This is a genomic window from Luteibacter sp. NPDC104163, assembly GCF_055584245.1.
The window spans coordinates 235,906-260,351 of sequence record NZ_JBVJMK010000004.1; the positions used below are offsets into that span (position 1 = coordinate 235,906).

The 24,446-nt window shown below is 67.1% G+C and carries 22 protein-coding genes; 16 read left to right on the forward strand and 6 right to left on the reverse strand.

Annotated features, from left to right (window positions below; translation table 11 throughout):
* Positions 1–24 precede the first annotated feature (24 nt).
* Together mutL and ACZ6YI_RS07560 are read left to right on the forward strand one after the other, a co-directional pair.
* The gene (gene mutL, locus ACZ6YI_RS07555; protein WP_465778072.1) at positions 25–1,884 is read left to right on the forward strand and encodes a DNA mismatch repair endonuclease MutL; all 1,860 of its coding nucleotides are present in this window, start codon (positions 25–27) and stop codon (positions 1,882–1,884) included.
* A gap of 71 nt (positions 1,885–1,955) precedes the next feature.
* Complete coding sequence (locus ACZ6YI_RS07560; RefSeq protein ID WP_465778073.1) at positions 1,956–2,852, forward strand: DUF1684 domain-containing protein; 897 nt, start codon at positions 1,956–1,958, stop codon at positions 2,850–2,852.
* A 176-nt stretch (positions 2,853–3,028) separates the two neighbouring features.
* Here ACZ6YI_RS07560 and ACZ6YI_RS07565 read toward each other — a convergent pair whose 3' ends face one another.
* Positions 3,029–3,811, reverse strand: a complete 783-nt coding sequence (locus ACZ6YI_RS07565) for an enoyl-CoA hydratase/isomerase family protein (RefSeq protein WP_465778074.1) — start codon at positions 3,809–3,811, stop codon at positions 3,029–3,031.
* Between the two features lie 146 nt (positions 3,812–3,957).
* Here ACZ6YI_RS07565 and ACZ6YI_RS07570 point away from each other — a divergent pair, with 146 nt between their 5' ends.
* From ACZ6YI_RS07570 to ACZ6YI_RS07585, 4 genes are read left to right on the forward strand one after another with little or no spacing between them, the layout of a single operon-like run.
* Complete coding sequence (locus ACZ6YI_RS07570; RefSeq protein ID WP_465778075.1) at positions 3,958–4,671, forward strand: FKBP-type peptidyl-prolyl cis-trans isomerase; 714 nt, start codon at positions 3,958–3,960, stop codon at positions 4,669–4,671.
* 27 nt (positions 4,672–4,698) lie between these two features.
* Positions 4,699–4,893 carry a DUF1289 domain-containing protein gene (locus ACZ6YI_RS07575; RefSeq protein ID WP_440327892.1) on the forward strand — a complete coding sequence of 65 codons (195 nt, stop codon included), beginning with the start codon at positions 4,699–4,701 and terminating at the stop codon, positions 4,891–4,893.
* Positions 4,893–5,501, forward strand: coding sequence for a CoA pyrophosphatase (locus ACZ6YI_RS07580; protein WP_440327893.1), 609 nt, complete (start codon positions 4,893–4,895; stop codon positions 5,499–5,501). Before ACZ6YI_RS07575 ends, ACZ6YI_RS07580 begins: the two co-directional genes overlap by 1 nt.
* A complete protein-coding gene (locus ACZ6YI_RS07585; protein ID WP_465778076.1) occupies positions 5,495–6,355 on the forward strand; it encodes a sulfurtransferase in 861 nt (286 codons plus the stop codon). The genes ACZ6YI_RS07580 and ACZ6YI_RS07585 overlap by 7 nt, the downstream gene beginning before the upstream one ends.
* Before the next feature lie 18 nt (positions 6,356–6,373).
* Here ACZ6YI_RS07585 and ACZ6YI_RS07590 read toward each other — a convergent pair whose 3' ends face one another.
* Positions 6,374–7,405 carry an oxidoreductase gene (locus ACZ6YI_RS07590; RefSeq protein WP_465778077.1) on the reverse strand — a complete coding sequence of 344 codons (1,032 nt, stop codon included), beginning with the start codon at positions 7,403–7,405 and terminating at the stop codon, positions 6,374–6,376.
* Positions 7,406–7,502: 97 nt separating this feature from the next.
* On the opposite strand from ACZ6YI_RS07590, the gene ACZ6YI_RS07595 reads away from it, so the two are divergent.
* On the forward strand, positions 7,503–9,062 hold the full coding sequence (locus ACZ6YI_RS07595; RefSeq protein WP_465778078.1) for a POT-type proton-dependent oligopeptide transporter: 1,560 nt from the start codon (positions 7,503–7,505) through the stop codon (positions 9,060–9,062).
* 55 nt (positions 9,063–9,117) lie between these two features.
* Positions 9,118–9,924, forward strand: coding sequence for an SDR family oxidoreductase (locus tag ACZ6YI_RS07600; protein WP_465778079.1), 807 nt, complete (start codon positions 9,118–9,120; stop codon positions 9,922–9,924).
* Positions 9,925–10,019: 95 nt separating this feature from the next.
* Here ACZ6YI_RS07600 and ACZ6YI_RS07605 read toward each other — a convergent pair whose 3' ends face one another.
* The 3 genes from ACZ6YI_RS07605 to ACZ6YI_RS07615 are packed head-to-tail and all read right to left on the reverse strand — an operon-like array spanning position 10,020 to position 12,599.
* Positions 10,020–10,823: a metallophosphoesterase family protein gene (locus ACZ6YI_RS07605; RefSeq protein ID WP_465778080.1), complete on the reverse strand. Its 804-nt coding sequence runs from the start codon at positions 10,821–10,823 to the stop codon at positions 10,020–10,022.
* An 8-nt stretch (positions 10,824–10,831) separates the two neighbouring features.
* Positions 10,832–11,779 carry a diacylglycerol/lipid kinase family protein gene (locus ACZ6YI_RS07610; RefSeq protein ID WP_465778081.1) on the reverse strand — a complete coding sequence of 316 codons (948 nt, stop codon included), beginning with the start codon at positions 11,777–11,779 and terminating at the stop codon, positions 10,832–10,834.
* 40 nt (positions 11,780–11,819) lie between these two features.
* Entirely contained in the window at positions 11,820–12,599 is a 780-nt protein-coding gene (locus ACZ6YI_RS07615; protein ID WP_465778082.1) for a phosphatase PAP2 family protein, read from the reverse strand.
* A gap of 147 nt (positions 12,600–12,746) precedes the next feature.
* On the opposite strand from ACZ6YI_RS07615, the gene ACZ6YI_RS07620 reads away from it, so the two are divergent.
* The 4 genes from ACZ6YI_RS07620 to prpC all read left to right on the forward strand — a co-directional run bounded on the left by ACZ6YI_RS07620 (position 12,747) and on the right by prpC (position 18,691).
* Positions 12,747–14,354, forward strand: a complete 1,608-nt coding sequence (locus tag ACZ6YI_RS07620) for an alpha/beta hydrolase (protein WP_465778083.1) — start codon at positions 12,747–12,749, stop codon at positions 14,352–14,354.
* 202 nt (positions 14,355–14,556) lie between these two features.
* Entirely contained in the window at positions 14,557–16,461 is a 1,905-nt protein-coding gene (gene prpE, locus ACZ6YI_RS07625) for a propionate--CoA ligase (RefSeq protein ID WP_465778084.1), read from the forward strand.
* Positions 16,462–16,636: 175 nt separating this feature from the next.
* Positions 16,637–17,524, forward strand: coding sequence for a methylisocitrate lyase (prpB, locus tag ACZ6YI_RS07630; RefSeq protein ID WP_440328827.1), 888 nt, complete (start codon positions 16,637–16,639; stop codon positions 17,522–17,524).
* A 12-nt stretch (positions 17,525–17,536) separates the two neighbouring features.
* On the forward strand, positions 17,537–18,691 hold the full coding sequence (prpC, locus tag ACZ6YI_RS07635; RefSeq protein WP_440328825.1) for a bifunctional 2-methylcitrate synthase/citrate synthase: 1,155 nt from the start codon (positions 17,537–17,539) through the stop codon (positions 18,689–18,691).
* 761 nt (positions 18,692–19,452) lie between these two features.
* On the opposite strand, the gene ACZ6YI_RS07640 is transcribed toward prpC, so the two are convergent.
* Positions 19,453–21,471: an oxidoreductase gene (locus ACZ6YI_RS07640; protein WP_465778085.1), complete on the reverse strand. Its 2,019-nt coding sequence runs from the start codon at positions 21,469–21,471 to the stop codon at positions 19,453–19,455.
* Positions 21,472–21,795: 324 nt separating this feature from the next.
* Here ACZ6YI_RS07640 and ACZ6YI_RS07645 point away from each other — a divergent pair, with 324 nt between their 5' ends.
* The 4 genes from ACZ6YI_RS07645 to ACZ6YI_RS07660 all read left to right on the forward strand — a co-directional run bounded on the left by ACZ6YI_RS07645 (position 21,796) and on the right by ACZ6YI_RS07660 (position 24,443).
* Positions 21,796–22,725 (forward strand): hypothetical protein, encoded by a 930-nt coding sequence (locus ACZ6YI_RS07645; RefSeq protein ID WP_465778086.1) that lies wholly within the window; start codon positions 21,796–21,798, stop codon positions 22,723–22,725.
* A 91-nt stretch (positions 22,726–22,816) separates the two neighbouring features.
* A complete protein-coding gene (locus ACZ6YI_RS07650) occupies positions 22,817–23,179 on the forward strand; it encodes a hypothetical protein (protein WP_465778087.1) in 363 nt (120 codons plus the stop codon).
* On the forward strand, positions 23,179–23,862 hold the full coding sequence (locus tag ACZ6YI_RS07655) for a C39 family peptidase (RefSeq protein ID WP_465778088.1): 684 nt from the start codon (positions 23,179–23,181) through the stop codon (positions 23,860–23,862). The genes ACZ6YI_RS07650 and ACZ6YI_RS07655 overlap by 1 nt, the downstream gene beginning before the upstream one ends.
* The gene (locus tag ACZ6YI_RS07660) at positions 23,859–24,443 is read left to right on the forward strand and encodes a hypothetical protein (protein ID WP_465778089.1); all 585 of its coding nucleotides are present in this window, start codon (positions 23,859–23,861) and stop codon (positions 24,441–24,443) included. Before ACZ6YI_RS07655 ends, ACZ6YI_RS07660 begins: the two co-directional genes overlap by 4 nt.
* The last annotated feature ends 3 nt before the right edge of the window (positions 24,444–24,446 follow it).

Sequence of the window (24,446 nt, forward strand, 5' to 3'; positions counted from 1 at the left end):
TGAAAGTGCAGTCAGGCCAGTCCCATGCCCATCCGTCCCCTTCCGCCCGAGCTGATCAACCAGATCGCGGCGGGTGAAGTCATCGAGCGTCCCGCCTCGGTGGTGAAGGAACTCGTCGAAAACAGCATCGATGCCGGCGCCCGCCGCATCGAGGTGGATATCGAGCAGGGTGGCGTGCGGCTGATCCGCGTGCGCGACGATGGCGGCGGCATTCCGCGCGATGAACTGTCCCTCGCGGTGGCCTCGCATGCCACCAGCAAGATCGCCAGCTTCGACGACCTGGAGCGCGTCGCCAGCATGGGTTTCCGCGGCGAAGCGCTGGCGTCCGTGTCGTCGGTCGCGCGGTTCTCGCTGACGTCGCGCCATGCCGGCCAGGATGCGGCGTGGCGGATCGAAGTGGATGGCGGCAAATACACCGATGCACGGCCCGCGCAGCATCCGCCTGGCACGACGATCGAAGTGCGCGACCTGTTCTACATCGTGCCCGCACGGCGCAAGTTCCTCCGCGCGGAGCGCACGGAATTCGCGCACATCGACGATCTGCTGAAGTCGCTGGCGCTGGCGCGCGAAGGCGTCGAGATCCGCCTCAGCCACAACGGCAAACCCGTGCGCATGCTCAAGCCGGCGCGCGATGAACACGCGGCGCTCGCGCGCGTGGCCGAAGTGCTGGGGCCGGACTTCCCGGGCCAGGCCTTGCGCGTCGAACACGAGGCCGCCGGCATGCGTCTCGCCGGTTGGGTCGGCCTGCCGACCGCATCGCGTTCGGCCGCGGACCAGCAGTATTTCTACGTCAACGGCCGGCTGGTGCGCGATCGCATCGTCGCCCACGCGGTGCGCCAGGCGTATGCCGATGTGTTGTTCCACGGCCGCCATCCGGTCTTCGTGTTGTTCCTCGACGTTGACCCCGCCGGCGTCGATGTCAACGTGCACCCGGCGAAGAGCGAGGTGCGTTTCCGCGAGCAGCGCCTGATCCACGATTTCCTGTTCCGCACGCTGCACGAAGCGCTCGCCCAGACCCGTGCCGGCGCCGCGCCGCAGGAGGCGCCGGCGCCTGTTGCCGCGTTTGCCAGCGGTGGCTATGAGAGCCGCGCGTCGCAGCCCATGCCATCCGCGGCATCGATGCCCGCATGGCCGCAGTCCGCCAGCCAGTCGCGCCTGAACCTGGGCGTGCGCGAGGAGCCGCTCGCCGGTTACGCCACGCTGATGGGCAGTGCGAATAGCGCGCCCGCGAGTTTCGCGCCGCGCCCGTCCGCCGCGTGGTCGCCAACGCTGGCGCAGGACCCGGAGCAGGGCGATGACATCCCGCCGCTGGGCTATGCCATCGCGCAGCTGAAAAACATCTACGTGCTTGCGGAGAATGCGCACGGCCTCGTCCTGGTCGACATGCATGCCGCGCACGAACGCATCACCTACGAGAAGCTCAAGAACGGCCGTGTCACCGCGAACCTGCGTTCGCAGATGATGCTGGTGCCGCTGTCGATCGCCGTGAGCGCGAAGGAAGCCGCCGCTGCGGAGGAGCACGCCGAAGCCCTGGCCGACTGGGGCCTCGAGCTGTCGCGCAGCGGGCCGTCCGGTGTGGTGGTGCGGCGTATTCCCTCCCTGCTGGAAGGTGCGGATGTCGCGCAGCTCACCCGTGATGTGCTCGCCGAACTCGCCGCGCACGGTAGCTCGCGCCGCCTTGAGGAACTCGAAAACGAGCTGCTCTCGACGATGGCCTGCCACGGTTCCGTGCGCGCCGGCCGCCGGCTGGGCTTGCCGGAAATGAACGCCTTGCTGCGTGAGATGGAAGCCACCGAACGCAGCGGCCAGTGCAACCACGGCCGCCCGACCTGGGTGCAACTCTCGCTCGCCGAACTCGACAAACTCTTCCTGCGCGGCCGATAAGCCGCCACCCCTGTGGGAGCGCGCTTGCGCGCGATCGCGCCCACGCGCGCTCCCACAAGGAGACAACGTCCATGAGGTTAACCATGATCCGCACGCTCGCCCTCGCTTCCGCCGTCGCCGTGGTCAGCGGCCACGCCTTCGCCGCCGACGACCTCAAGGCCTCGGTCGAGAAGGCCCGCGCCGAACGCCTCGCCACGCTCACCGCGCCGGATGGCTGGCTCAGCCTCATCGGTCTCGAGTGGTTGCAGCCTGGGGCGAACCGCATTGGCAGTGCCGCCGATAACGACATCGTCCTCAAGGCGGGTCCTGCGCACCTGGGCACGATCACCCTGGATGACAGCGGTACGGCGACGATCGAACTGGCGAAAAACAGCGGCGCGCTGGTCGATGGCCGCGAGGTCGAGCGCGCTACGCTCGTGGACGATGCGCCCGGGCACAAGCCCACCGAAGTGCGCTTCGGCTCAGCGCAGTTCTTCGTGATCGCGCGCGATGGGCGCAAGGCGCTGCGCGTGAAGGACGAGAACGCCGAGACCCGCACGCACTTCCTCGGCCTGGACTATTTTCCGATCGATCCGTCGTGGCGCGTCGTCGCCGACTGGGTGCCGTTCGATCCGCCGCACGAACTGGAGATCGGTTCGGTGCTCGGCACCATCGACAAGGAAAAGGTGCCCGGCAAGGCGGTGTTCACGCGGGACGGCCAGACCTTTGAGCTGTATCCGATCCAGGAAGAACCGGACTCGCTGTTCTTCGTGTTCGGTGACCGGACGAGCGGCAAGGAAACGTACGGCGCCGCGCGCTTCCTGGATACGCCGCTGGCGAAGGACGGCAAGCTGGTGCTCGATTTCAACGAAGCCCGCAACCCGCCCTGCGCGTTCACGCCCTACGCAACGTGCCCGCTGGCCCCGCCGGAAAACCGCCTGGATGTGCGAATCACAGCGGGCGAGAAGAATTACCGCGGGCACCCGTGATGCAGTCTGCGGCAGGCTGATCGCGCGCAAGCGCGCTCCCACAAAAAACCTGCGCAGGCTCTTGTGGGAGCGCGCTTGCGCGCGATGCCGCGCAAGCGGCCACCGGTGACAGCAGGAGATGACCCTGCGCAGGCTCTTGTGGGAGCGCGCTTGCGCGCGATGCCACCGCTACGCGGTTACTTCCCGTGGAACGCTGGCTTCCTGCGCTCAAGGAACGCCGCCGTACCCTCACGCATATCCTCCGTCGAAAACGCGATGGCAAAGCCCTGCGTTTCAAACGCCAGCCCCTGGTCGAGCGCGCATTCGCCGCCTTCGATGATCGTTTCCAGGATGCCCCTGAGCGCCAGCGGTGCCGCGGCGGCGAGCTGGTCGGCCATGGCGTCGACGCTGGCATCCAGTTCATCGGCAGGCACGACGCGCGTGACGATGCCCAGTCGTTCGGCTCGGGCGGCATCGATCTGCTGGCCGAGCAGGCAGAGTTCGAGCGCGACGCCGCGGCCCGTGAGACGGGTCAGGCGCTGCGTGCCGCCGAAACCGGGGATGAGACCGAGGCCGATCTCAGGCTGGCCGAACTTCGCCTTCTCGCTGGCGACGCGCAGGTGGCAGGCCATGGCCAGTTCCATGCCGCCGCCCAGCGCATAACCCTGGATCTTCGCCACCACCGGCTTGCCGAGGCGCTCGATGCCGCGCATCAGGGCCTGGCCGGCATGCGAGAACTCCTGCGCCTTCACCGGCGTCAGCGAGGTCATCTCGGCGATGTCCGCACCGGCCACGAAGGCCTTCTCACCCGCGCCCGCCAACACCACCACGCGCACGGCATCATCCTGGCGGGCCTGGTTGAACGCCAGGGTCAGCTCGCCGATGGTCTCGCGGTTGAGCGCGTTGAGCTTGTCGGGGCGGTTGACGGTGATCGTGCGGACAGCGCCGCGGTCGGCGGTGCTCAGGGTGCGGAAGGTCATGGTGATTCCGGCGTGGGGGAAAGACCACGGATGGTAACAGGGGAACTCTTGGCCCCCGAACGGCGTCTTAGCTCATACGGGCACGGGCCGGCGTCGATGGACTATCCTCCACGCGTGCCCGGGAATCCGGGTCCACGGAGAACGGGATGTCACCCTCGCGTCTGTTAGTCATCGCCATGGGGTTGTGCTGCGGCACGGCCATCGCCCAGTCCGCGCCCCCGGCGCCGGCCCCGGGTGCGCCGGCCATCGACAAGACCAAGCTCTCGTACGCCATCGGCTACCAGATCGGCACGCAGTTCGCGAACAGCGCCCAGCCCGACGTGGATATCGGCATCCTGGTGAAGGCCCTGCAGGATGGTTACGCAAAGCGTGCGCCAGGCGTGCCCATCGATGTGATGCAGCAGCAACTGGTCAACTTCGATGCGAAGGTCCAGCGCGATTCCGTCGTGGAGTTCCGTCGCGTCGCCACGGCCAACGCCCAGCGCAGTGCGGATTTCCTGGCGAAGAACCGCTCGAAGCCCGGCGTGGTCACGCTGCCGTCGGGGATCCAGTACAACGTGCTGGCGCGCGGGCACGGCCCGCAGGCCCAGGTCACCAGCACCGTGGTCGTGAACTACCGTGGCGCGCTGATCGATGGCACCGAGTTCGACAGCTCGTATGCGCATGGCAAGCCCGTCACCTTCACGGTCAACCGCGTGATCCCCGGCTGGCAGGACGTGATCCCGCGCATGCACGTGGGCGACAAGTGGAAAGTGGTGATCCCGCCGCAGCTGGCCTATGGCGAGCGGGGCGAGCTGCCGCGCATCGGCCCCAACGAGGCGCTGGTGTTCGAGATCGAACTGGTGGACATCCGCCAGTAAGCCGGCCGCGCTAGAATGGCCGGTGACATGGCCACCCTCCCGCCGCCGCCCACCGCCAGCCTTCCCCTGACGCCCTGTACCGGTGTGTGCCGGCTCGATGCGCGCGGCCTGTGCATGGGTTGCCTGCGCACCGGTGGCGAGATCGCTGCATGGCGCACGCTCAGTGACCAGGAAAAGCTCTGGATCATGGACGAAGTGCTCCCACACCGGCAGGCTGGCTGATGGACGAGTTGCTGGCCCGGCTGCACGGTGCGTTGCTGCCCCTTGAGGCGCCCCCCGGTCCGCACGGCTGGAACCACGATGACATGGTCCGCCTCATCGGCGACACGCCACGCCGGCGCGCTGCGGTGCTGATCGGCATCCGCGACGACCGCGAGCAGAACGTGCTGTTCACCCTGCGCACCGACACCTTGCAGCAGCACGCGGGGCAGGTGGCTTTCCCCGGCGGCCGCGTGGAGGCTGACGACGCCGACGTCGTCGCGACCGCCCTGCGCGAGAGCCGCGAAGAAATCGGCCTCGACGAACGCTACGTCACGCCGCTCGGTTACCTCGAAGCCATGGAAACCATCAGCGGCTTCAGCGTCACCCCGGTGGTGGCGCGGATCGCTGCCGATGCGCCGCTCAAGCCGGATCCGGGTGAAGTGGCCGAAGTGTTCGAAGTGCCGTTCGCGTTCTTTACCGATCCGGCGAACCTGCGTCGCTACCGCATGGATTTCCGCGGGCATAACCGCGAGATGGTCGAGTTCCTGCACGCGGGCTATCGCATCTGGGGCGCCACGGCGTCCATGTTGTTCAACCTGTTGAAGCGGATGGGCCACCAGCCATGCTGATTTCGCGCACCCTGATCGACGCGGCAGCCGCCGCGAACCTGCCGGCCGATGAAGTGCTCTTCGTGGATTGCCGCGTGGATCTTGCCGACCGGACGATGGGCGAGCGCAACTACACCGAGTCGCACATCGCTGGTGCGGTACGCGCGGATCTCGACCGCGACCTTGCCGATATGCAGACGCCGGCGAATGGCCGCGGTCGCCATCCGTTGCCGGAGCGCGCCGCCTTCGAGGCCTTCCTCTCGCGCATCGGCTGGCGGCCCGATATCCAGGTGATCGCTTATGACAGCGCGGGCGGTTCGCTCGCCGCGGCCCGTTTCTGGTGGCTGGCGCGTCTGGCGGGCCTCGACAACGTCGCCGTGCTCGATGGCGGCTGGCCCGCATGGCTGGCAGCGAAGCTGCCCGTCGACAACCGGGTTCCCGTGCGCGAGCCCACCAGCGTCGAGGCCTGTTTCGATGAAGCAGGCACCGTGTCGGCCGAAGAGCTGACCGCCGGGCTGGCGAATGGTCGGTTTGTACTGCTCGACGCCCGTGCCGCGCCGCGCTATCGCGGCGATGTCGAGCCGCTCGATCCGGTCGCTGGGCATGTGCCGGGCGCGCGTAACCGCCCGTTCGCCGACAACCTCGACGAGAAAGGTTTCTTCCGTCGCCCCGAGGAGCTGCGCAAGGCGTTCGAAGCGATCATCGGGCCGCATGCCGCCGAGGAGGTCGTGCACATGTGCGGCTCGGGCGTCACCGCGTGCCACAACCTGCTGGCGATGGAATACGCCGGGCTGTGCGGGTCGCGGCTGTATGCGCCGTCGTGGTCCGGGTGGGTTTCCGATCGTAGCCGGGCGGTGGCTACCGGGGATCATTGATCCCCGCGTCTCCGCTTCCTAGAGCGGCACCGTCCGCCGCTCGCGTGCTGAAATCTGCGCGGCTTCAATCACACGGATAACGTCGCGCGCTTCCTGCGCAAGCACCGGCAGGTCGCCTTCGCCACGGATCGCCGTTGCCACGCCCTCGTAATACTCGGTGTAACGCCCGGGCAGGGTGTCGATCGTGGTGGCGCTGCCGTCGGCATCGGTGAAGCGGCCGAACATCGCCGGGTCATCCTCGCCCCAGCCCGCGCCACCCGGGCGCTTGCCTTCGCGCAGCGCCGCTTCCTGGCCATCGATGCCGTACTTCACGAAGCTGCCGCCGTCGCCATGCACGAGATACCGCGGGCCGGGATCGCGCACGAGCACGGAGGCGTGCAGCACCGCGCGGCGGTGGCCGTAGTCGAGCACCACGTGGAAGTAATCGTCGACCTTCGCCGCGGCGCGCTGCTTCATGACATCGGCGGTGACCGCGCGTGGCACGCCAAACAACACGAGCGCCTGGTCGATCAGGTGCGCGCCCAGGTCATACAACAGGCCCGATCCTGGCACCTCGGTCTCGCGCCAGCCTTGCTTGATCTCAGGACGGAAGCGATCGAAATGGGCTTCGAAATACACGACCTCGCCCAGCCGGCCATCCTCGATGAGGCGGCGTACGGTCAGGAAGTCGTTATCCCAGCGGCGGTTCTGGAACACGGAGATGAGCCGGCGCCGGTCCGCCGCCAGGGCGATCAGGGCCTCCGCCTCGGCCGCATTCAGCGTGAATGGCTTGTCGACCACGACGTGCTTGCCGGCCTCCAGCGCCGCACGGGCGAGGGCGGCGTGGGTATCGTTCGGCGAGGCGATGACGACCAGCTCGATAGCCGGGTCGCCGATCAGGTCTTGAGGATTTTCGTACGCCCGTGCCTCCGGGAAGTCGCGCGAGATCTCCTCGACGCGGCGGCTGCCGATCGCCGCCAGGCGCAGCCCTTCGGCCGCCGCGATCAGTGGCGCATGGAAGAAAGCGCCTGCCGTGCCGTAGCCAATGAGTCCAGCGGGGATGGGTTGCATGGGGGCTCCGGGGGTGGACAGGCCCCAAGCGTAGCGCGGCCGGCCTCAGCGTTTCGTTTAGGATCGTGCCCTTTGTTGCATGCCACCCGGTAAGTCCATGAGTGCCCTAGAAATCGACGCCACCCCGAGCGCCCGGCTACCCCGCCAGATCCCCTTCATCATCGGCAACGAGGGCTGCGAGCGTTTCAGCTTCTACGGGATGCGCAACATCCTGACCCCGTTCCTGGTCATGTCCCTGCTGACTTACCTGCCCGCCGAAGCGCGGGCGGCGGAGGCGAAGGACGTGTTCCACGCCTTCGTGATCGGCGTCTATTTCTTCCCCCTGCTGGGTGGCTGGCTGGCGGACCGCTTCCTCGGCAAATACCGCACCGTGCTCTGGCTGAGCCTGGTGTATTGCGTGGGCCACCTCTGCCTCGCCCTGTTCGAGCACAGCGTGCCGGGCTTCTACACCGGCCTCGCCCTCATCGCGCTCGGCGCGGGAGGCATCAAGCCATGCGTGGCCGCCTTCGTCGGCGACCAGTTCGACGAGAGCAACCGGCAACTCGCGAAGGTCGTGTTCGATGCGTTCTACTGGATCATCAACGTGGGCTCGTTCCTGGCCTCGTTGCTCATGCCATTTTTCCTGCGCGAGTACGGCGCCAAGGTGGCGTTCGGCCTGCCAGGCGCGCTGATGTTCATCGCCACCATCGTCTTCTGGATGGGGCGCAGGCATTACGTCATGGTGCCGCCCACGCGGCACGATCCGCACGGCTTCGGGCCGATCGTGAAGAGTGCGCTGCTGGCGCATGCGCCGGGGCAGGGCAGGCCGGGGCTCGTCGTGGCGGTCGCATCGCTGGTGCTCGCGCTCGGTGCGCTGGCGCTCATGCCGACGCTCGGCATCGTCGCCACGCTGTGCGTCGCGCTCGTGCTGCTGCTCGCGGGCATGGTGGTTGGTACGCGTCTCCAGCTGGAGCGCGTACGCGGCCTGCATCCCGCGGAAGCGATCGAAGGCGTCGGTGTCGTCCTGCGCGTGCTCGTGGTGTTCGCCCTGGTCACGCCGTTCTGGTCGCTGTTCGACCAGAAGGCTTCGACCTGGGTACTCCAGGCTACTGCCATGCAGGCCCCCGCGTGGCTGCATCCCGCGCAGATGCAGGCGGTGAACCCCGCACTGGTCCTGCTGTTGATCCCGTTGAACAACCTGGTGCTTTACCCGCTGCTGCGCCGCCGCGGCATCGAGCCCACGGCGCTGCGCCGGATGACCGCGGGTATCGCGCTCTCGGCGGTCGCATGGGTGGTGGTGGGCATGCTGCAGCTGGCGCTCGATGGCGGCAACCCCGTGCACATCGCGTGGCAGATCCTGCCGTATGTCTTCCTGACGATGGGCGAGGTGCTGGTATCCGCGACCGGCCTGGAATTCGCCTACAGCCAGGCACCGCCAGCGATGAAGGGAACGCTGATGAGCTTCTGGACGCTCAGCGTCACCGTGGGCAACCTCTGGGTCCTGCTGGCGAACGCGGGCGTGCGCAACGATGCGGTGCTCGCTGGCATTGCCCATACCGGCATCGGCGCCACCGCATTCCAGATGTTCTTCTTCGCGGCGTTCGCTGGCCTGGCCGCCCTGGCCTTCGGCCTGTACGCGCGGAGCTATCGCAGCGTGGACTACTACCGCTCCACGTAACCTGCATGGCGCGCACGGTATAGAGTGCACACCGCCCTTACTGCCGGAGCGCACCATGGTGACACCGAAACACGCATCGCCTGTCCCCCAGGCCGCCACGGGCGAATGGCCCGGCAGGGTCGTGCTGGTCACCGGTGGCGCGCAGGGCGTCGGCAAGGGCATCGCCCAGGCCGTGCTGGAAGCCGGCGGCACGGTCGTCATCGGCGATCTCGATGCCGAAGCGGGCAAGGCCTGCCTCGACGAATGGCAGGCAGGCGATCGCGCCGCGTTCTTCGTGCTGGATGTCGCGAAGGAGGCGAGCGTCAAGCGCTTCGTCGAGGGCGCACTGCGCCGCTACAGCCGCATCGATGGGCTGGTGAACAATGCCGGCATCGCCGATCCGCACAACAAGCCCATCGAGGACATGGACTGGGCGGACTGGAAACATCGTCTGGAGACGAACCTCGGCGGCGTGTTCCTGTGCTGCAAGCACGCGTTGCCCGCGTTGAAAAAGGCCAACGGCGCCATCGTCAACATCGCCTCGACCCGCGCCCATCAGTCCGAGCCGCACAGCGAGGCGTATGCGGCAAGCAAGGGCGGCATGCTCGCGTTTACCCACGCGCTGGCGATCAGCGCCGGGCCGGTGCGGGTGAATGCGATCAACCCGGGGTGGATCGTGGTGGACGACTGGAAGAAACCTTCGGCGCGGAAGAAGCCGAAGCTATCGACGGCCGACCATGCGCAGCACGCGGTGGGCCGCGCGGGCATTCCGCCGGACATCGGCGCGCTCGCGGTGTTCCTGCTTTCCTCGCAGGCCGGCTTCATCACCGGCGAGAACATCACCGTCGACGGCGGCATGGCCCGCAAGATGCAGTATGTGTAGGAGCCTCTTGTGGGAGCGCGCTTGCGCGCGATGGTCCTGCCGCAAGCCCTATCGCGCGCAAGCGCGCTCCCACAGGCACGGTGCCGATCGGCGGGTCAGCGCGAATAGCGCTCCAGCGGAATCGTCGTCATCGGCCCGGCCTTGAAATCCTGCCGGCCTTCGTCGAAGTCCCATTGTTCGACCAGGCATACCGAGCGATCCGATGCGGGATCGTGGCGGATCACGTGCACCGAATTGCTGATGCCTTCGCGGATGCGCGTCGAGGTGGCGGTGCCTGCCTGCACCGACCATAGCTCGCTCGCCAGTGCGCGCTGCTCCGTATTCAACGGCCGTACGTAAGGCAGGTGGATGTGGCCGCCGAGCACGAGGTCGGCACCCGCCGCGGCCCATGCGTGGATCGCGGCCTCGTGGTTGATCAGCAGGTTCGCCTTGTCCTTCTCACGGATGACGTGCACCGGCTGGTGCGTGACGACGATGCGCAACTGCGCGTCATCCGCCGCACGCAGTCGCGCGCTGACCCGGGCGATCTGCGCATCGGACACCTCGCCGTCCTTGTGTCGACGGGCGCGCACGGTGTTCACGCCGATCACCAGTGCATCGGCGCTGGCGTGGACCGGTTCGAGATCCTTCCCGAACGCTTTGCGGTAGCCACCGAACGGATCGAATACCCGGGCCAACACATTGAACAGGGGCACGTCATGGTTCCCCGGGATCACCAGGGTGGGGCGCGCATAGCTATCGACGAAACGGCGTGCGGCGGCGAACTGTTCCGAACGCGCGCGCTGGGTCACGTCGCCGGAAAGGATGACCAGCTCGGGTGCCATCGTCGTGATCAGCCGGCGCAGGGCCTCCACGACCTCGGGCCGCTCCGTGCCGAAATGCGGATCGGAAATCTGCATGAAAAGGCTCAACCCGGGTCCTCCCCGGGCTGGCGCTCGCCGTCGGTGATCAGCACGAGCGGCCGTGGTGCCGCGCGGAAGACGATGGGCGGATCCATCCATGCGATTTCGCCGTCCACGGCGACTTTGAATCGCTGGCGGTGGTGCTTCGGCCGCACCGTGATCTCGCGGAACGGAAAGCTCACCGCGTTCTCCGCATCGCCGAGCCTGCCCAGGGCGCCGCGCAGGATCAGCCCGAGCATGGTCAGCCGGCCGATCGGCTTCAACACGAGCCCGGCCAGCGTGCCATCGTTGCGGAACACATCGCTTGCTTCGGGCAGGCCGATGATTTCGAGCTGCAGCGCGTTGTTCCCGACGAACAACGTGGGCGTCCTGAGCTGGCGCGTGCGCGTGCCATCGCTGACCTCGATACGCAGCGGCCGGTAGCCGCGCATCATCGTCGCCAGGCCCGACCACAACGCCACGAGCCGGTGCCGGCCGAAGCGTTGCTTCCACGCTTCGCGATCCTCGAGCACCTGCGGATACAGGCCCAGGCTGCCGTTCACCAGGAACAGGCGGTCATTCACCATGCCGACCTGCACGTTTCGCAGCGTGCCGCGTAGCAGGCCCTCGGTGGCCTCGCGCGCGTCCGCGGATATGTTGTGGGTCCGCCCGAAGAAGTTGAACGTCCCCTGCGGCAGCACGCCCATCGGCAGCTGTTCGCGCCATGCGGCACCCGCCACGCAGTTGATCGTGCCGTCTCCACCGGAAGCCACCAGCGCGCCGCCCTCCTGCTTCGCGTGGGCGGCCGCCTCGGCGACGACCTCGAGGATCGGATGCGACTCATCGATCAGGAAGAACCGGTGCGGGCGCCCGGCCGCCTCCAGGGTCGTGCGGATCGTGTCGCGCGCGGCCTCGGTGTCCCCGTGGCCGGAGCCGGCATTCATGACGATGGAGAGGGGCAGGTCGTTGGCCATGCGCCAACGAGACCATCGGCGGCGTGTTGGCCGCATGAAATCACTGGACCGCCGCGCGGCCCTCTCGCATACGAAAATACTCAGCGCTGCCCACGCAAAGCGTCAGCCAGGCAAGGCCCGTGCAATAGCCCGCGAGCACGTCGCTGAAGTAGTGCACCTGGAGCAGGATGCGGCTGATACCGACGAGGGTGATGACCGTGACTGCGGCAACCACGATGCCCCGGTGGAAGCGCGGCGGGCAAAGCACGAGCAACAGGTACGCGAGCATGCCGTAGAACACCATGGAGCCCGAGGCGTGGCCGCTGGGGAAGCTGTAGCTGTGCTCGACGACGAAGCCATGGTCATGCAGCGGGCGTTCGCGCTGGAACCAGGCCTTCAGGCCGGAGTTGATCAGGGCGGTACCCGCTAGGGCGAGCAGCCAGATGCCCGCAAGCCTCAGGTGCCGGCGGACGAGCAAGGCGAGAGTCATCAGCGCCGTGATGATCGCGAGCGCGATGGGATTGCCCAGCTGGGTAAGCCACGCGATGGCGTGGAGCAGGGGACGTGGCATGTTCGCCCTCAGGTCGGTGGCCAGCTGCGCATCGAACACCGTCAGGCCGGCCTGCTCGCGGACCTCGACCGCGATGACCGAGGCCACCACCAGCGTCGCGACTACCACCGCGAAGGCGGTGGTGGGGCGCAACAGACGCAGCGCGGCGGGATCCTGCCCCTCGCGGCGGCGCACGGCGCGGCGCCACGCGGCATCCGCGCCCAACAGGGCCACGACGAGCAGCACGCCCCACAGGCTCAGGGCGTGGCGGCTGATCCATTCGGCATCCATCGTTCGGGATTCTCCGGTTGGCTGAGCAGGGGAGCATGGTGCCACGCCAGCCTTTCGCGGCCATGCCATCCGGCATTTCCCCACCCCCCGGTGCCATGGCAGGATCGAACGCGTTGCCGCGCCGCGGCCGGACGAAGGGAGATCCTGATGAAGCACACGCCCGCCCGCGCGGCCCTTGCCGTTGCGCTCCTTGCCTGCGGTGCCGCCGCGCACGCCGATAGCGCGCCCCTGGCCCATCGAATCATCCGCGTTTCGCTGGATGGCGCGACCGACAAGGGCAGTTCGGGACGCCTGCTGGTGTTCGCCGAGCCCGCCGACAAGGCCAAAAGCGCAGGGAAGGGTGGCAAGGTCGCCGAGATCGACACCAATCCGTTCCAGCCCCAGGCGGTCGCCGTCGCGGGTCGCGATGTCAGCTGGATCGCACCGGGTCAATCGGTTGACCTCGACGCGGATGGCGAGGCGTTCCCCTCGGGCTTCTCCAGCCTGCCGCCGGGCGATTACCTGTTCCAGGCCGTGCTCGATGTCGGCCATGACTACAACTACGGCGGCCGTCGCGCGGGCGACCTCATCAGCGAAGTCACCCCGGTGAAGATCACGGCGGGTGGGAGCATTCCCGTGCTCAAGCTGAGCAAGACCGTACCCGAGCGTGACCCCTGGCAGCTGCCGCCTTCCGCACCGCCGGCCACGCGCGATGCGCTGCCCGAGGCGCGCAAGCATGCCCATGCGGAAGTCCTCGAAAGCAAGGCGCTCACGGCGTTCGCCGGCCGCCCGCTTTCCATCCGCGCCTGGGTGGTGACCCCACCGGGCTACGAGCAGGGCACCGCGAAGTATCCGGTGGTGTACGTGACCCACGGCTTCGGCGGTGGGTTCGATCGCTATGCCGGCTCCATCGCCAACGTGTGGGATGCGATGGCGAAGAACCAGATGCCGGCGATGATCTGGGTGTTCCTCGACGAATCTGGCCCGACCGGCACGCACGAGTTCGCCGATTCCGTGAACAACGGGCCGTGGGGCCAGGCGCTCACCACCGAATACATCCCGTGGCTTGAGACGCGCTACCGCATGGATGGCAAGACCAGCGGGCGCTTCCTCAACGGGCATTCGTCGGGCGGCTGGGCGACGCTGTGGCTGCAGACGCGCTATCCGAAGATCTTTGGCGGCACGTGGTCCACCTCGCCCGACCCGAGCGACTTCCACGATTTCACCGGCATCGACCTGTACGCGAACAACGCCAATGCGTACAAGCATGCCGATGGCAGCGCGATCCCGCTGGTTCGCGATGACGGCAAGGTCATCGCCACGTTCGAGACCTTCGCCCGCCTCGAGCGCGTGCTCGGAGCCTATGGCGGCCAGCTTGCGTCGTTCGAGTGGGTGTTCTCGCCGCGCGGCCAGGACGGCCGGCCGATGCCGATGTTCAACCGCGATACGGGCGCCGTCGACGCCAATGTCGTCGCCTACTGGCGCGATCACTTCGACATCGCCCAGCGCCTGCGCACGCAGTGGCCGGCGCTGAAGCCGGACCTCGACGGCAAGATCCACCTCATCGTCGGCACCGCGGATACGTTCTATCTCGAAGGCTCGGCCAAGCTGCTCAAGGACACCCTCGACGGCCTCCACGCGAAGAACGACATCCGCTTCCTGCCCGGCAAGACCCACTTCGATCTCTACACCGAAGGCGACGACCGCCAGGCCCTGCTGAAGAAGATCTCCTGGGAGATGTACGAAGTAGCCCGCCCCGGCCAGGGCAAGAAGTAGCAGCCCACCGACCTAACTGTGGGAGTGAGCTTGCGAGCGACGGTTCCGCGGAAGAGCCTCGTTCGCAAGCTCACTCCCACATGCAGTATTCCAGGCTCCTCGTGGGAGCGCGCTTGCGCGCGATAGCGACCCTCGACCAACGTAGCAAGGCACCCGATCCCCGGCTCGGCTACCCTCGAAGGCCTCCACAGGAGGCATGCCCATGGGCTACGAGGAAAGCTGGCAGCAGTCGGTCGACGACCCCGAGGGGTTCTGGGGCGCGCAGGCGCACCTGATCGACTGGCAGGTGCCGCCGCAGTACATCCTCGACCAGTCCAACCCGCCATTCCGCCGCTGGTTCGTCGGTGGCATGACCAACCTCTGCCACAACGCTATCGACCGTCACCTGGATGCGCGCGCCGACCAGGCCGCGATCATCGCGGTCTCGACGGAAACGGGCATTACGCGTGAGATCACGTACGCCGAGCTCTACCGCGAGGTCAACGCGTTTGCCGCGATACTCCAGGCACTCGGTGTCGGCCGCGGCGATCGCGTCGTCATCTACCTGCCCAATATCGCCGAAGCCGTGTTCGCGATGCTGGCGTGCGCGCGGGTCGGCGCCATCCACTCCGTCGTTTTCGGCGGGTTTGCCGCGCACAACCTCGCGCTACGCATCGATGATGCCGAGCCGAAGCTGCTCATCTGCGCCGATGCGGGCATGCGCGGCGGCAAGGTCATTCCGTACAAACCACTGGTCGACGCCGCGCTGCGTGAGGCGGTGTCGCCACCGGCGCACGTACTTGTCGTGGATCGTGGATTGGATAAGGGCATGCAGTGGGTGCCTGGGCGCGACATCGACTACGCGGCGCATCGCGAAGCGCATCTCGACGAGGTGGTGCCGGTCACCTGGCTCGAATCCAACGAACCGAGCTACCTGCTGTACACGTCGGGCACCACCGGCAAGCCCAAGGGCGTGCAACGTGATGTCGGCGGCTACGCAGTCGCGCTGGCACTGTCGATGACCGCGATTTTCGACCTGCAGCCGGGCCAGACCATCCTGTGCACGTCGGACGTGGGTTGGGCCGTGGGCCACTCGTACAACGTCTACGGGCCGCTGCTTGGTGGCTGCACGGCGATCCTTTACGAAGGCACGCCGGTGAATCCCGACCCGGGCATCTGGTGGAAGCTGTGCGAGCAATATGGCGTGCGCACGCTGTTCTCGTCGCCGACGGGTATCCGCATGCTGAAAAAGCAGGATGCGGGCTGGCTGAAGAAGTACGACCTGTCCGCGTTGAAGTGGATTTTCCTTGCGGGCGAGCCGCTCGACCAGCCGACCTACGACTGGCTCAGCGGCGGCACGGGCAAACCGGTGATCGACAACTACTGGCAGACCGAGACCGGCTGGCCGGCGCTGTCGCTCATGCCCGGCCTCGATATGAAGCCGGTGAAGCCGGGCTCCCCCGGTTTCCCCACGTTCGGCTATCGCATGCGGGTGATCGACGATGCCACGGGCGAGGACAAGCCCGCGGGGGAGAAGGGCGTGCTCGTGATCGAGCCGCCGCTGCCGCCGGGTTGCCTCACCACCATCTGGCGCGACGATGAGCGTTACAAGCGGAGCTACTTCGGCCACTTCAGGGAGTTGCTGTACAGCTCGCTGGACTGGGCCGTGCGTGATGCGGATGGTTACACCTTCATTCTCGGCCGCACCGATGATGTGATCAATGTCGCCGGGCACCGGCTGGGGACGCGCGAGATCGAGGAATCGGTCGCGACCCTGGGGGCGGTCGCCGAGGTGGCGGTCGTCGGCGTCGCGGATGAGCTCAAGGGGCAGCTGCCCGCCGTGTTCGCCACGTTGAAGCAGGGCGTCACGGATGACCCCGCGGATGTCGCGCACGCGATGGAGCGTCGCGTGGTCGAACTGCTGGGTGCCCTCGCCAGGCCTGGCTGCGTCTATGTCGTGAGCGCGCTGCCGAAGACGCGCTCGGGGAAGCTGTTGCGCCGGTCGTTGCAGGCGCTGATGCAGGGGACCGATCCCGGGGATCTTTCGACCCTGGATGATCCCAACGCGCTGGAAGAGATTCGCAAGGCCATCGCCCGCGGGCCGGACTGCGGCCACCGGCTGGGGTAATCGCGCGCAAGCGCGCTCCCACAGGGCCGGGCGGCCCACACCCCGCACCGCCGTGCTCTTGTGGGAGCGCGCTTGCGCGCGATCCGGGCCACCAGGCCCGGCCCACACCCCGCACCGCAACAATCCTTTACACGCGCCCCGCGCTAAAATGCCGGTCTTTACGCGGAGACTTTCCATGCCCTTGCCCCCCTCGGCCGGCAGCCGCTTCCGGGCCGCCCTCGCGGCTGAAAAGCCCCTGCAGGTCATCGGCGCGATCAACGCCAACCACGCCCTGCTGGCCAAGCGCGCCGGCTTCCGCGCCATCTACCTCTCGGGCGGCGGCGTGGCCGCGGGCTCCCTGGGCCTGCCGGACCTGGGCATCAACACCCTCGACGATGTGCTGACCGACGTCCGCCGCATCACCGACGTGTGCGACTTGCCGCTGATGGTCGATATCGACACCGGCTTCGGCCCGAGCGCGTTCAACATCGCCCGCACGGTCAAGAGCCTCATCAAGTTCGGCGCAGCCGCCTGCCATATCGAAGACCAGGTCGGCGCGAAGCGCTGCGGCCATCGCCCGGGCAAGGAAATCGTCACGGCGAGCGAGATGGTCGACCGCGTCAAGGCCGCGGCCGATGCGAAGACCGACCCGGACTTCTTCCTGATCGCCCGCACCGACGCCATCGCCGTCGACGGTGTCGATGCCGCCATCGAGCGCGCCATCGCCTGCGCCGAGGCCGGTGCCGACGCGATCTTCGCGGAAGCCGCCTATGACCTGCCGACCTACAAGCGCTTCACCGATGCGCTGAAGGTGCCGGTGCTCGCCAACATCACCGAGTTCGGCCAGACCCCACTGTTCAGCACCGAAGAGCTCGGCAGCGTCGGCGTCGGCATCGTCCTGTATCCGCTTTCCGCGTTCCGCGCCATGAACAAGGCCGCCGAGAACGTCTACACCGCCATCCGCCGCGACGGTCACCAGCGCAACGTCATCGATACGATGCAGACGCGCGAAGAGCTCTACGACCGCATCGGCTACCACGAATACGAGCGTCGCCTCGACGCATTGTTCTCGCAGAAGGGTTAAGGAGAGTCACGCATGAGCGACACCGCAACCACCACGGGCCCGAAGCCGAAGAAGTCCGTTGCCCTGTCGGGCGTCACCGCGGGCAACACCGCGCTGTGCACGGTCGGCCGCAGCGGCAACGACCTGCATTACCGCGGCTACGACATCCACGACCTGGCCGCGAAGGGCTCGTTCGAGGAAGTCGCCTACCTGCTCGTCCACGGCGTGCTGCCGAACTGGATGGAGCTCAACGCCTACCGTGCCAAGCTCAAGCGCCTGCGCGGCCTGCCAGCCCCGGTGAAGGGCGCGCTCGAGCTGCTGCCCGCCGCCACGCACCCGATGGACGTGATGCGCACCGGCGCCTCGGTGCTCGGCACCGTGCTGCCGGAGAAGGACGACCACAACGTCACCGGCGCGCGCGACATCGCCGACCGCCTGATGGCGTGCTTCGGTTCGATCCTGCTGTACTGGTACCACTTCAGCCACAACGGCAAGCGCATCGAGACCGAGACGGAAGACGACTCGATCGCGGCACACTTCCTGCACCTGCTGCACGGCCGCAAGCCCAGCGACCTGCACGCGCACGCGCTGGATCGTTCGCTCGTCCTGTATGCCGAACATGAGTTCAACGCCAGCACGTTCACGGCGCGCGTCATCGCCGGCACCGGCTCGGACATGTACTCGTGCATCACCGGTGCGATCGGCGCGCTGCGCGGCCCGAAGCATGGCGGCGCGAACGAAGTGGCGATGGAGATCATCGCGCGCTACCGCGATGCGGCCGAGGCGGAGGCGGACATCCGCGCCCGCGTCGAGCGCAAGGAGATCATCATCGGCTTCGGCCATCCGGTGTACACGGTGTCCGATCCGCGCAACGAGATCATCAAGGAGATCGCGCGCAAGCTGTGCACGGATGGCGGCAACCCGCGCCTGTTCGAGGTCTCCGAGAAGATCGAGAAGCTGATGTGGGACCTGAAGAAGATGTTCCCGAACCTGGATTGGTACTCGGCATCGGCGTACCACATGATGGGCGTGCCGACGGCGATGTTCACGCCGCTGTTCGTGATCGCGCGTACCTCCGGCTGGAGCGCACACGTGATCGAGCAGCGCCAGGATGGCAAGATCATCCGCCCGAGCGCGAACTACACGGGTCCGGAAGACCAGACCTACACCCCGATCGAAAAGCGCTGATCGGGATGGCGCAGTAACAAAAAGGCCGCGAGCAATCGCGGCCTTTTTTGTTGCCACGGACGTTGTGGGAGCGCGCTTGCGCGCGAAGGGTTCGCGACCCGGCCGCCTACCTAAGCGGTTCATTCGCTGGCGCGAATGCATGTGTTGAGCGGCTTACGCCGCCTCGCTCTTGTGTGTTGAGGAAGCTGCGGGTGGGCAGGCCCTTGGGGCCGCCAGGCGCGGACCTTCGGACCGGGCCGTAGCGCCGCTTTCGCGAAAACCGCTACGCCATGCGGCCCTCCGCTCATGTCGGCACCAAGGGCCTGCCCACCCGCGCATCAAGCGACGAGGTTCACGATGGGAGAGCGCGCTAAGTGCAGCCGCTCGCCTGTAGGAGCGCGCCCTGCGCGCGACGCCGTTCGCCTCATGGCAACAGGGCCTGTAGCGGTGGGGCGAAAGATGTCGCGCGCAAGCGCGCTCCTACAGGGGGCTGCGCTTCGATGTGCCGGCTTGTGCCGCACGAAACGGAATGTGTCGACTCGGGAGCGGTCAGGCCCTGGCGGCCGACATGAGCGGAGGGCTGCGTGGCGTATCGATTTTCGCGACAAGGGAGCCACGGCCCGGTCCGCAGGTCCGCGCCTGGCGGCCGCCAGGGCCTGACCGCTCCCGACCCCAGCAACCATCCAGCCTAAGGCGGCGCAAGCCGCTCAGCACATGCATTCGCGTCGAGCGAATGAACCGATTAGCGAGGCGCGACGGAGCGAATCGCTTCGGTCACGCGCTCAAAGCGCAGCCGCCAGCCGCGTAGCCTTATCAATCGCGCGCTTCGCGTCCAGTTCGGCAGCCACATCCGCGCCGCCAATCAACCGCACATCGACACCACGCGCCACCAGCCCCTCGTGCAGTTCGCGGTTCGGCTCCTGGCCCGCGCAGACGATGACGTTATCCACCGGCAGCACATGCTTCTGCCCGTCCATCGTCACATGCAGTCCTTCATCGTCGATGCGCTCGTACGACACGCCACCGAACATCTGCACCTTCTTGTTCTTCAGCGTCGCGCGATGCACCCAACCCGAGGTCTTGTTCAGGCGGCCACCGGGGCGGCCTTCGGAGCGCTGCAGCAGCCAGACCTGACGTTCCGGCGCCTCCGGGGAAGCCTTCATCAGGCCGCCCGGTGTCGCCATCGTCATGTCAACGCCCCATTCCTTCGACCAGCGCGCGACATCCGTGGTCGGGGAGGGCGCGGCTTCGGTGAGGAACTCGGCGACGTCGAAGCCGATGCCACCGGCGCCGATGATCGCGACCTTTGAACCGACCGGGCGATTACCTTGCAGCACATCGATGTACGACAGCACCTTCGGATGCGCCGAACCCTCGATGGCAAGCGCGCGCGGCACGACGCCGGTGGCGAGCAGCACCGTATCGAAGCCGCCGGTGGCAAGCGTATCGATCGAGGCTTCGGTACCGAGGCGCTGTTCCACGCCCGTCGCATCGAGGCGGTGCGCGAAGTAACGCAGCGCCTCGTGGAATTCTTCCTTGCCGGGGATCCGCTTCGCCATGTTGAACTGGCCGCCGATCTCGCCAGCGCGATCGAACAGGGTCACCGCGTGGCCGCGTTCGGCCAGGGTCGTGGCCGCGGCAAGCCCGGCCGGGCCGGCACCGACCACGGCGACACGTTTCTTCGCCGCGGTGAGGAGGATCTTCAGCTCGGTCTCGTGGCACGCACGCGGATTCACCAGGCACGAAGCGACCCGGTTCTTGAACACGTGATCCAGGCAGGCCTGGTTGCACGCGATGCAGGTGTTGATCGATCCGGCCTGGTTCGCCTTCGCCTTGTTCACCCACTGCGGGTCGGCGAGCAGCGGGCGGGCCATGGAGACCATGTCCGCGTCGCCCTGCGCGAGGATGCGTTCAGCGATGTCCGGCATGTTGATCCGGTTGGTCGTCACCAGCGGGATGCCGAGGTTGCCCTTCATCCGCTTCGTGACCCACGTGAACGCGCCGCGCGGGACGCTGGTCACGATGGTCGGGACGCGCGCCTCGTGCCAGCCGATGCCGGTGTTGATGATCGTCGCGCCGGCCGCCTCGATCTTCCGGCCGAGGGTCACGATGTCGTCCCACGGCTGGGCGTTGTCTACCAGGTCGAGCATCGAGAGCCGGTAGATGATGATGAAGTCCGGACCGACGGCCTCGCGCATGCGGCGCACGATCTCGACGGGGAAGCGCATGCGGTTCTCGGCGCTGCCGCCCCAGCGGTCCGTCCGCGCGTTGGTGCGCGTGGTGAGGAACTGGTTGATCAGGTAACCCTCGGAACCCATCACCTCCACGCCGTCGTAGCCGGCGTCGCGCGCGAGCTTCGCGCTGCGGACGAAGGCGTTGATGGTGCGTTCGACCCCGCCAGCGCTCAGGGCGCGGGGGCTGAAGGGCGTGATCGGCGACTTGATCGCGGAGGGCGCCACGGAGAACGGGTGGTAGCTGTAGCGGCCGGCATGGAGGATCTGCATGCAGATCTTGCCGCCTTCCGCGTGGACCGCCTGCGTCACCTTGCGGTGCCGCGCCACGTGCCACGGCATCGACATGGTGCCGGACATCGGCTTCAGCCAGCCGCGCAGGTTGGGCGCCATGCCCCCTGTGACGATCAGGCCGACGCCGCCGGCGGCGCGTTCACCGAAATAGGCGGCCAGCTTGTCGAAGTCGGCGGCCTTGTCCTCCAGCCCGGTATGCATCGAACCCATGAGCACGCGGTTGCGCAGGGTCGTAAAGCCCAGGTCGAGCGGGGCGAGGAGGTGCGGGTAGGACACGGGCGGCGGCTCCGGTTCAAACGATCGTTCGAATCATCCGCGTTGCGGGCCCGCAGGGCAAGGGCACGCGCAGCAAAGGCTGTCGCGACAGGGGCAAGACTGGCCGCCGCACGGGCGTTACGGGCTGTATCAGGCCGTTTACAACGGCCTCGATCCATTCAGTTTGCGAAAACCGCGCAAACCCCGCTGCGGCGCGGTCTCGCGGCAGGCGCGACGGAAGGCACGCTATTTGCTCCCTCCTGTGACCCGGCACGTTGGCAGGACGTCCGGATATCCCGGGAAAAAAACAGGGGTTCACGTCGCTCGCTCACAGGAGACTCTCCCATGCGTAAGACCCTCATCGCTTCGGCGATCTGCCTCGCTATCGGATTTGCACTGCCGGCCATGGCCGATGACACCCAGACCGGAGCTGCAGGCTCTACGGCACAGCGTCATTCGACCGCAAAGACCTGGGTCGATAGTGCCAATGACAACTCAACCAACACCAGCACCAATACCACCACCAACACGAACTCGTTCAACACCACCAACGCGGTAGCAACGACCACGTTGAACGGTGCGGTCACCGATAACTCCACGTACAACTTCGGCAATATCGCCGCGAACACCGGCAACGCGAACGGCGCACGTGGCGGATCGGGCGGCGACGCCTGGGGCGCCAATGGTCGCGGCGCATCGGGTGGCGACGGCGGTAAGGCCGGACGCGCATCGGCTCACGGCGCGGTCGGCGGTGACGCCGGCAGCTGGGCCGGCGATGCCGAAGGCGAGAGCTACGCCGAAGGCGGCAACACCAATGGCGATGGCGGGAACGCCGGACGTGGCAACGCCAGTTCGCGTGCGAACGGCCGTGGCGCTGATACGTCCACGGGCGGCTCAACGTCGAGCACCGGTGGCTCATCCGCGAGCGCTGGTGGCGATACGACCGCGGGCGTCTCGTCCCCGACGACGACGGGTGGCGCGGCGACCGGTGGCAATGGCGGCGACGCCACGGCGACATCGGGCACCGGCGGCGCGGGCGGCGCAGGCGGCAGCGGCGGCGGTGGCAGCAACACCGCCGGTGCTGGTGGCGCGGGCGGCATGGGCGGCACCAACAACGTCAATGCAGGCTCCTATGCCATGACGAACAGCATGGACAGCGCGGCCGCCAACGCCGCGGGCGTGACCCTGATCGGCCAGAACTCCGGTGCGAACGGGTTCATCCAGCAGGGCGTCAGCGTGCAGGCCAGCATCAACATGCCGGCCGCCACGCCGTAACCGGCGAGCGAAAGGTAGCGACGGAACCACGGGGCGTCCTGGCGGCGCCCCGTGGTACCCGAAGGGGATCCCCAGCCTCAGGAGCAGACCCATGCCGATGTTCCGACCCCACACTTCCACGCTCGCGCTGGCGTTGCTCGCCCTCGCGTTCGCCGCCGGTGCCGTACATGCATCGCCGCCGGGAGATCAGCCACCGCCATCATTCGGCACCGCCACCCCGGTGGAGCAACTGGGTGACATGACGGGCGGTACCGATACGCACACCAACAACATCGTTAACCAGACGACGAACGGCACCGTCGACAACAATACGAACGTCAGTATCGGGAATGGCGCGAACAGTATCGATGGTGGTGCGTTCGGTACCGCCGCTGGCCTCAACACCGCGATCCAGAACTCCGGTAACAACGTCCTCATCCAGAGCAGCACGGCTGTCATAGTGAAGATGAACTGATGAAGCTTGCCTGCGCCCTTGCGTTGTCACTGGCCCTGGCGGCTCCGTCCGCCATGGCGAACAAGGCGGAGGTGCAGACAAGCCCGGGCACGTCGTACCCGGTGAAGATAACGAGCCTGAAAGAAGCGCGCTTCCGCAATACCATACGGCAGAAGTACGACTTCAGCTGTGGCTCCGCCGCGGTGGCTACGTTGCTCACCTACCAGTACGCGTACCCGATCGACGAGCAGTCGGCGTTCGACATGATGTACGCGAATGGTGACCGGCGAAAGATCAACCGCGAGGGCTTTTCGCTTCTCGACATCAAGCGGTTCCTCGCATCGCGCGGTTTCGAGGCGGATGGATTCCAGGTGCCGCTCGAGAAGCTCGACGAAGAAGGCGTGCCGGCCATCGTGCTGATCGACGAGCGCGGCTATCACCACTTCGTGGTCGTTAAGGGCTACAAGAACGACCGGGTTCTGATCGGCGACCCCGCCCGCGGCACCCGATCCATGTCCAGGCGGCGCTTCGATGACATGTGGAAAAACCACATCGTTTTCGTGATCCATAACGAACGCGACCGCGCCATCTTCAACAGTCCGCGCGACTGGGCCGTCGCGCCCGCGGCACCGATTTCCGAAGGCATAGAGCGCAATGGCCTCGGACCCATCGTGATGCCGAAACGCGGACCGGGGGATATATGAACACCCAACGATTCCTCATCGCAGCGGCGATTACCCTTGGTGCATGCGGGGGAGTCCACGCGGCCGACTTCCCCGTGAACTATGCATTGCCCGATCACCAGCTGGACGTCATCCGCGGCGGGTTCGATGCGGGCGGGCTCCGTGCATCGCTGGGCCTCGAGCGCACCGTCCTGATCAATGGCGCGGAGGTCGTCCGGCAATCGGTCAACATCCCGAACATCGCCCAGATGACAGCCGACCAGGCCGCCGCACTACGCAACGTGCTGGGGACGACGGTGGTCACCAATGGCATTGGCGGGGTCACCACCACCTCGCAGCCGGCGGGCACCGCCGCGGCAACCGACAACGCTTCGACCAACGCAGCACAGAGCACCCAGGCGATCGGGCTGCCCTCCACCCTCGGGACGGTGACCCTTCCATCGGGCGCAGCCAACGGGCTGGTGGTGCAGAACTCCCTGGATAACCAGGCCATCACGGCCACCACGACGATCGACGCTTCCGTCAACACGTCGCATATGTTGCAGAACATACGTATCGACGAATCGATCAAGGATGCAGTGATCCAGTTCCGGGGGAACTAACGC

What these genes read in the sequence shown, in the direction of transcription:
- mutL (WP_465778072.1), top strand. Translation starts at nt 25, where the DNA reads ATGCCCATCCGTCCCCTTCCGCCCGAGCTGATCAACCAGATCGCGGCG.
- ACZ6YI_RS07560 (WP_465778073.1), top strand. Translation starts at nt 1,956, where the DNA reads ATGAGGTTAACCATGATCCGCACGCTCGCCCTCGCTTCCGCCGTCGCC.
- ACZ6YI_RS07565 (WP_465778074.1), bottom strand. Translation starts at nt 3,811, where the DNA reads ATGACCTTCCGCACCCTGAGCACCGCCGACCGCGGCGCTGTCCGCACG.
- ACZ6YI_RS07570 (WP_465778075.1), top strand. Translation starts at nt 3,958, where the DNA reads ATGTCACCCTCGCGTCTGTTAGTCATCGCCATGGGGTTGTGCTGCGGC.
- ACZ6YI_RS07575 (WP_440327892.1), top strand. Translation starts at nt 4,699, where the DNA reads ATGGCCACCCTCCCGCCGCCGCCCACCGCCAGCCTTCCCCTGACGCCC.
- ACZ6YI_RS07580 (WP_440327893.1), top strand. Translation starts at nt 4,893, where the DNA reads ATGGACGAGTTGCTGGCCCGGCTGCACGGTGCGTTGCTGCCCCTTGAG.
- ACZ6YI_RS07585 (WP_465778076.1), top strand. Translation starts at nt 5,495, where the DNA reads ATGCTGATTTCGCGCACCCTGATCGACGCGGCAGCCGCCGCGAACCTG.
- ACZ6YI_RS07590 (WP_465778077.1), bottom strand. Translation starts at nt 7,405, where the DNA reads ATGCAACCCATCCCCGCTGGACTCATTGGCTACGGCACGGCAGGCGCT.
- ACZ6YI_RS07595 (WP_465778078.1), top strand. Translation starts at nt 7,503, where the DNA reads ATGAGTGCCCTAGAAATCGACGCCACCCCGAGCGCCCGGCTACCCCGC.
- ACZ6YI_RS07600 (WP_465778079.1), top strand. Translation starts at nt 9,118, where the DNA reads ATGGTGACACCGAAACACGCATCGCCTGTCCCCCAGGCCGCCACGGGC.
- ACZ6YI_RS07605 (WP_465778080.1), bottom strand. Translation starts at nt 10,823, where the DNA reads ATGCAGATTTCCGATCCGCATTTCGGCACGGAGCGGCCCGAGGTCGTG.
- ACZ6YI_RS07610 (WP_465778081.1), bottom strand. Translation starts at nt 11,779, where the DNA reads ATGGCCAACGACCTGCCCCTCTCCATCGTCATGAATGCCGGCTCCGGC.
- ACZ6YI_RS07615 (WP_465778082.1), bottom strand. Translation starts at nt 12,599, where the DNA reads ATGGATGCCGAATGGATCAGCCGCCACGCCCTGAGCCTGTGGGGCGTG.
- ACZ6YI_RS07620 (WP_465778083.1), top strand. Translation starts at nt 12,747, where the DNA reads ATGAAGCACACGCCCGCCCGCGCGGCCCTTGCCGTTGCGCTCCTTGCC.
- prpE (WP_465778084.1), top strand. Translation starts at nt 14,557, where the DNA reads ATGGGCTACGAGGAAAGCTGGCAGCAGTCGGTCGACGACCCCGAGGGG.
- prpB (WP_440328827.1), top strand. Translation starts at nt 16,637, where the DNA reads ATGCCCTTGCCCCCCTCGGCCGGCAGCCGCTTCCGGGCCGCCCTCGCG.
- prpC (WP_440328825.1), top strand. Translation starts at nt 17,537, where the DNA reads ATGAGCGACACCGCAACCACCACGGGCCCGAAGCCGAAGAAGTCCGTT.
- ACZ6YI_RS07645 (WP_465778086.1), top strand. Translation starts at nt 21,796, where the DNA reads ATGCGTAAGACCCTCATCGCTTCGGCGATCTGCCTCGCTATCGGATTT.
- ACZ6YI_RS07650 (WP_465778087.1), top strand. Translation starts at nt 22,817, where the DNA reads ATGCCGATGTTCCGACCCCACACTTCCACGCTCGCGCTGGCGTTGCTC.
- ACZ6YI_RS07655 (WP_465778088.1), top strand. Translation starts at nt 23,179, where the DNA reads ATGAAGCTTGCCTGCGCCCTTGCGTTGTCACTGGCCCTGGCGGCTCCG.
- ACZ6YI_RS07660 (WP_465778089.1), top strand. Translation starts at nt 23,859, where the DNA reads ATGAACACCCAACGATTCCTCATCGCAGCGGCGATTACCCTTGGTGCA.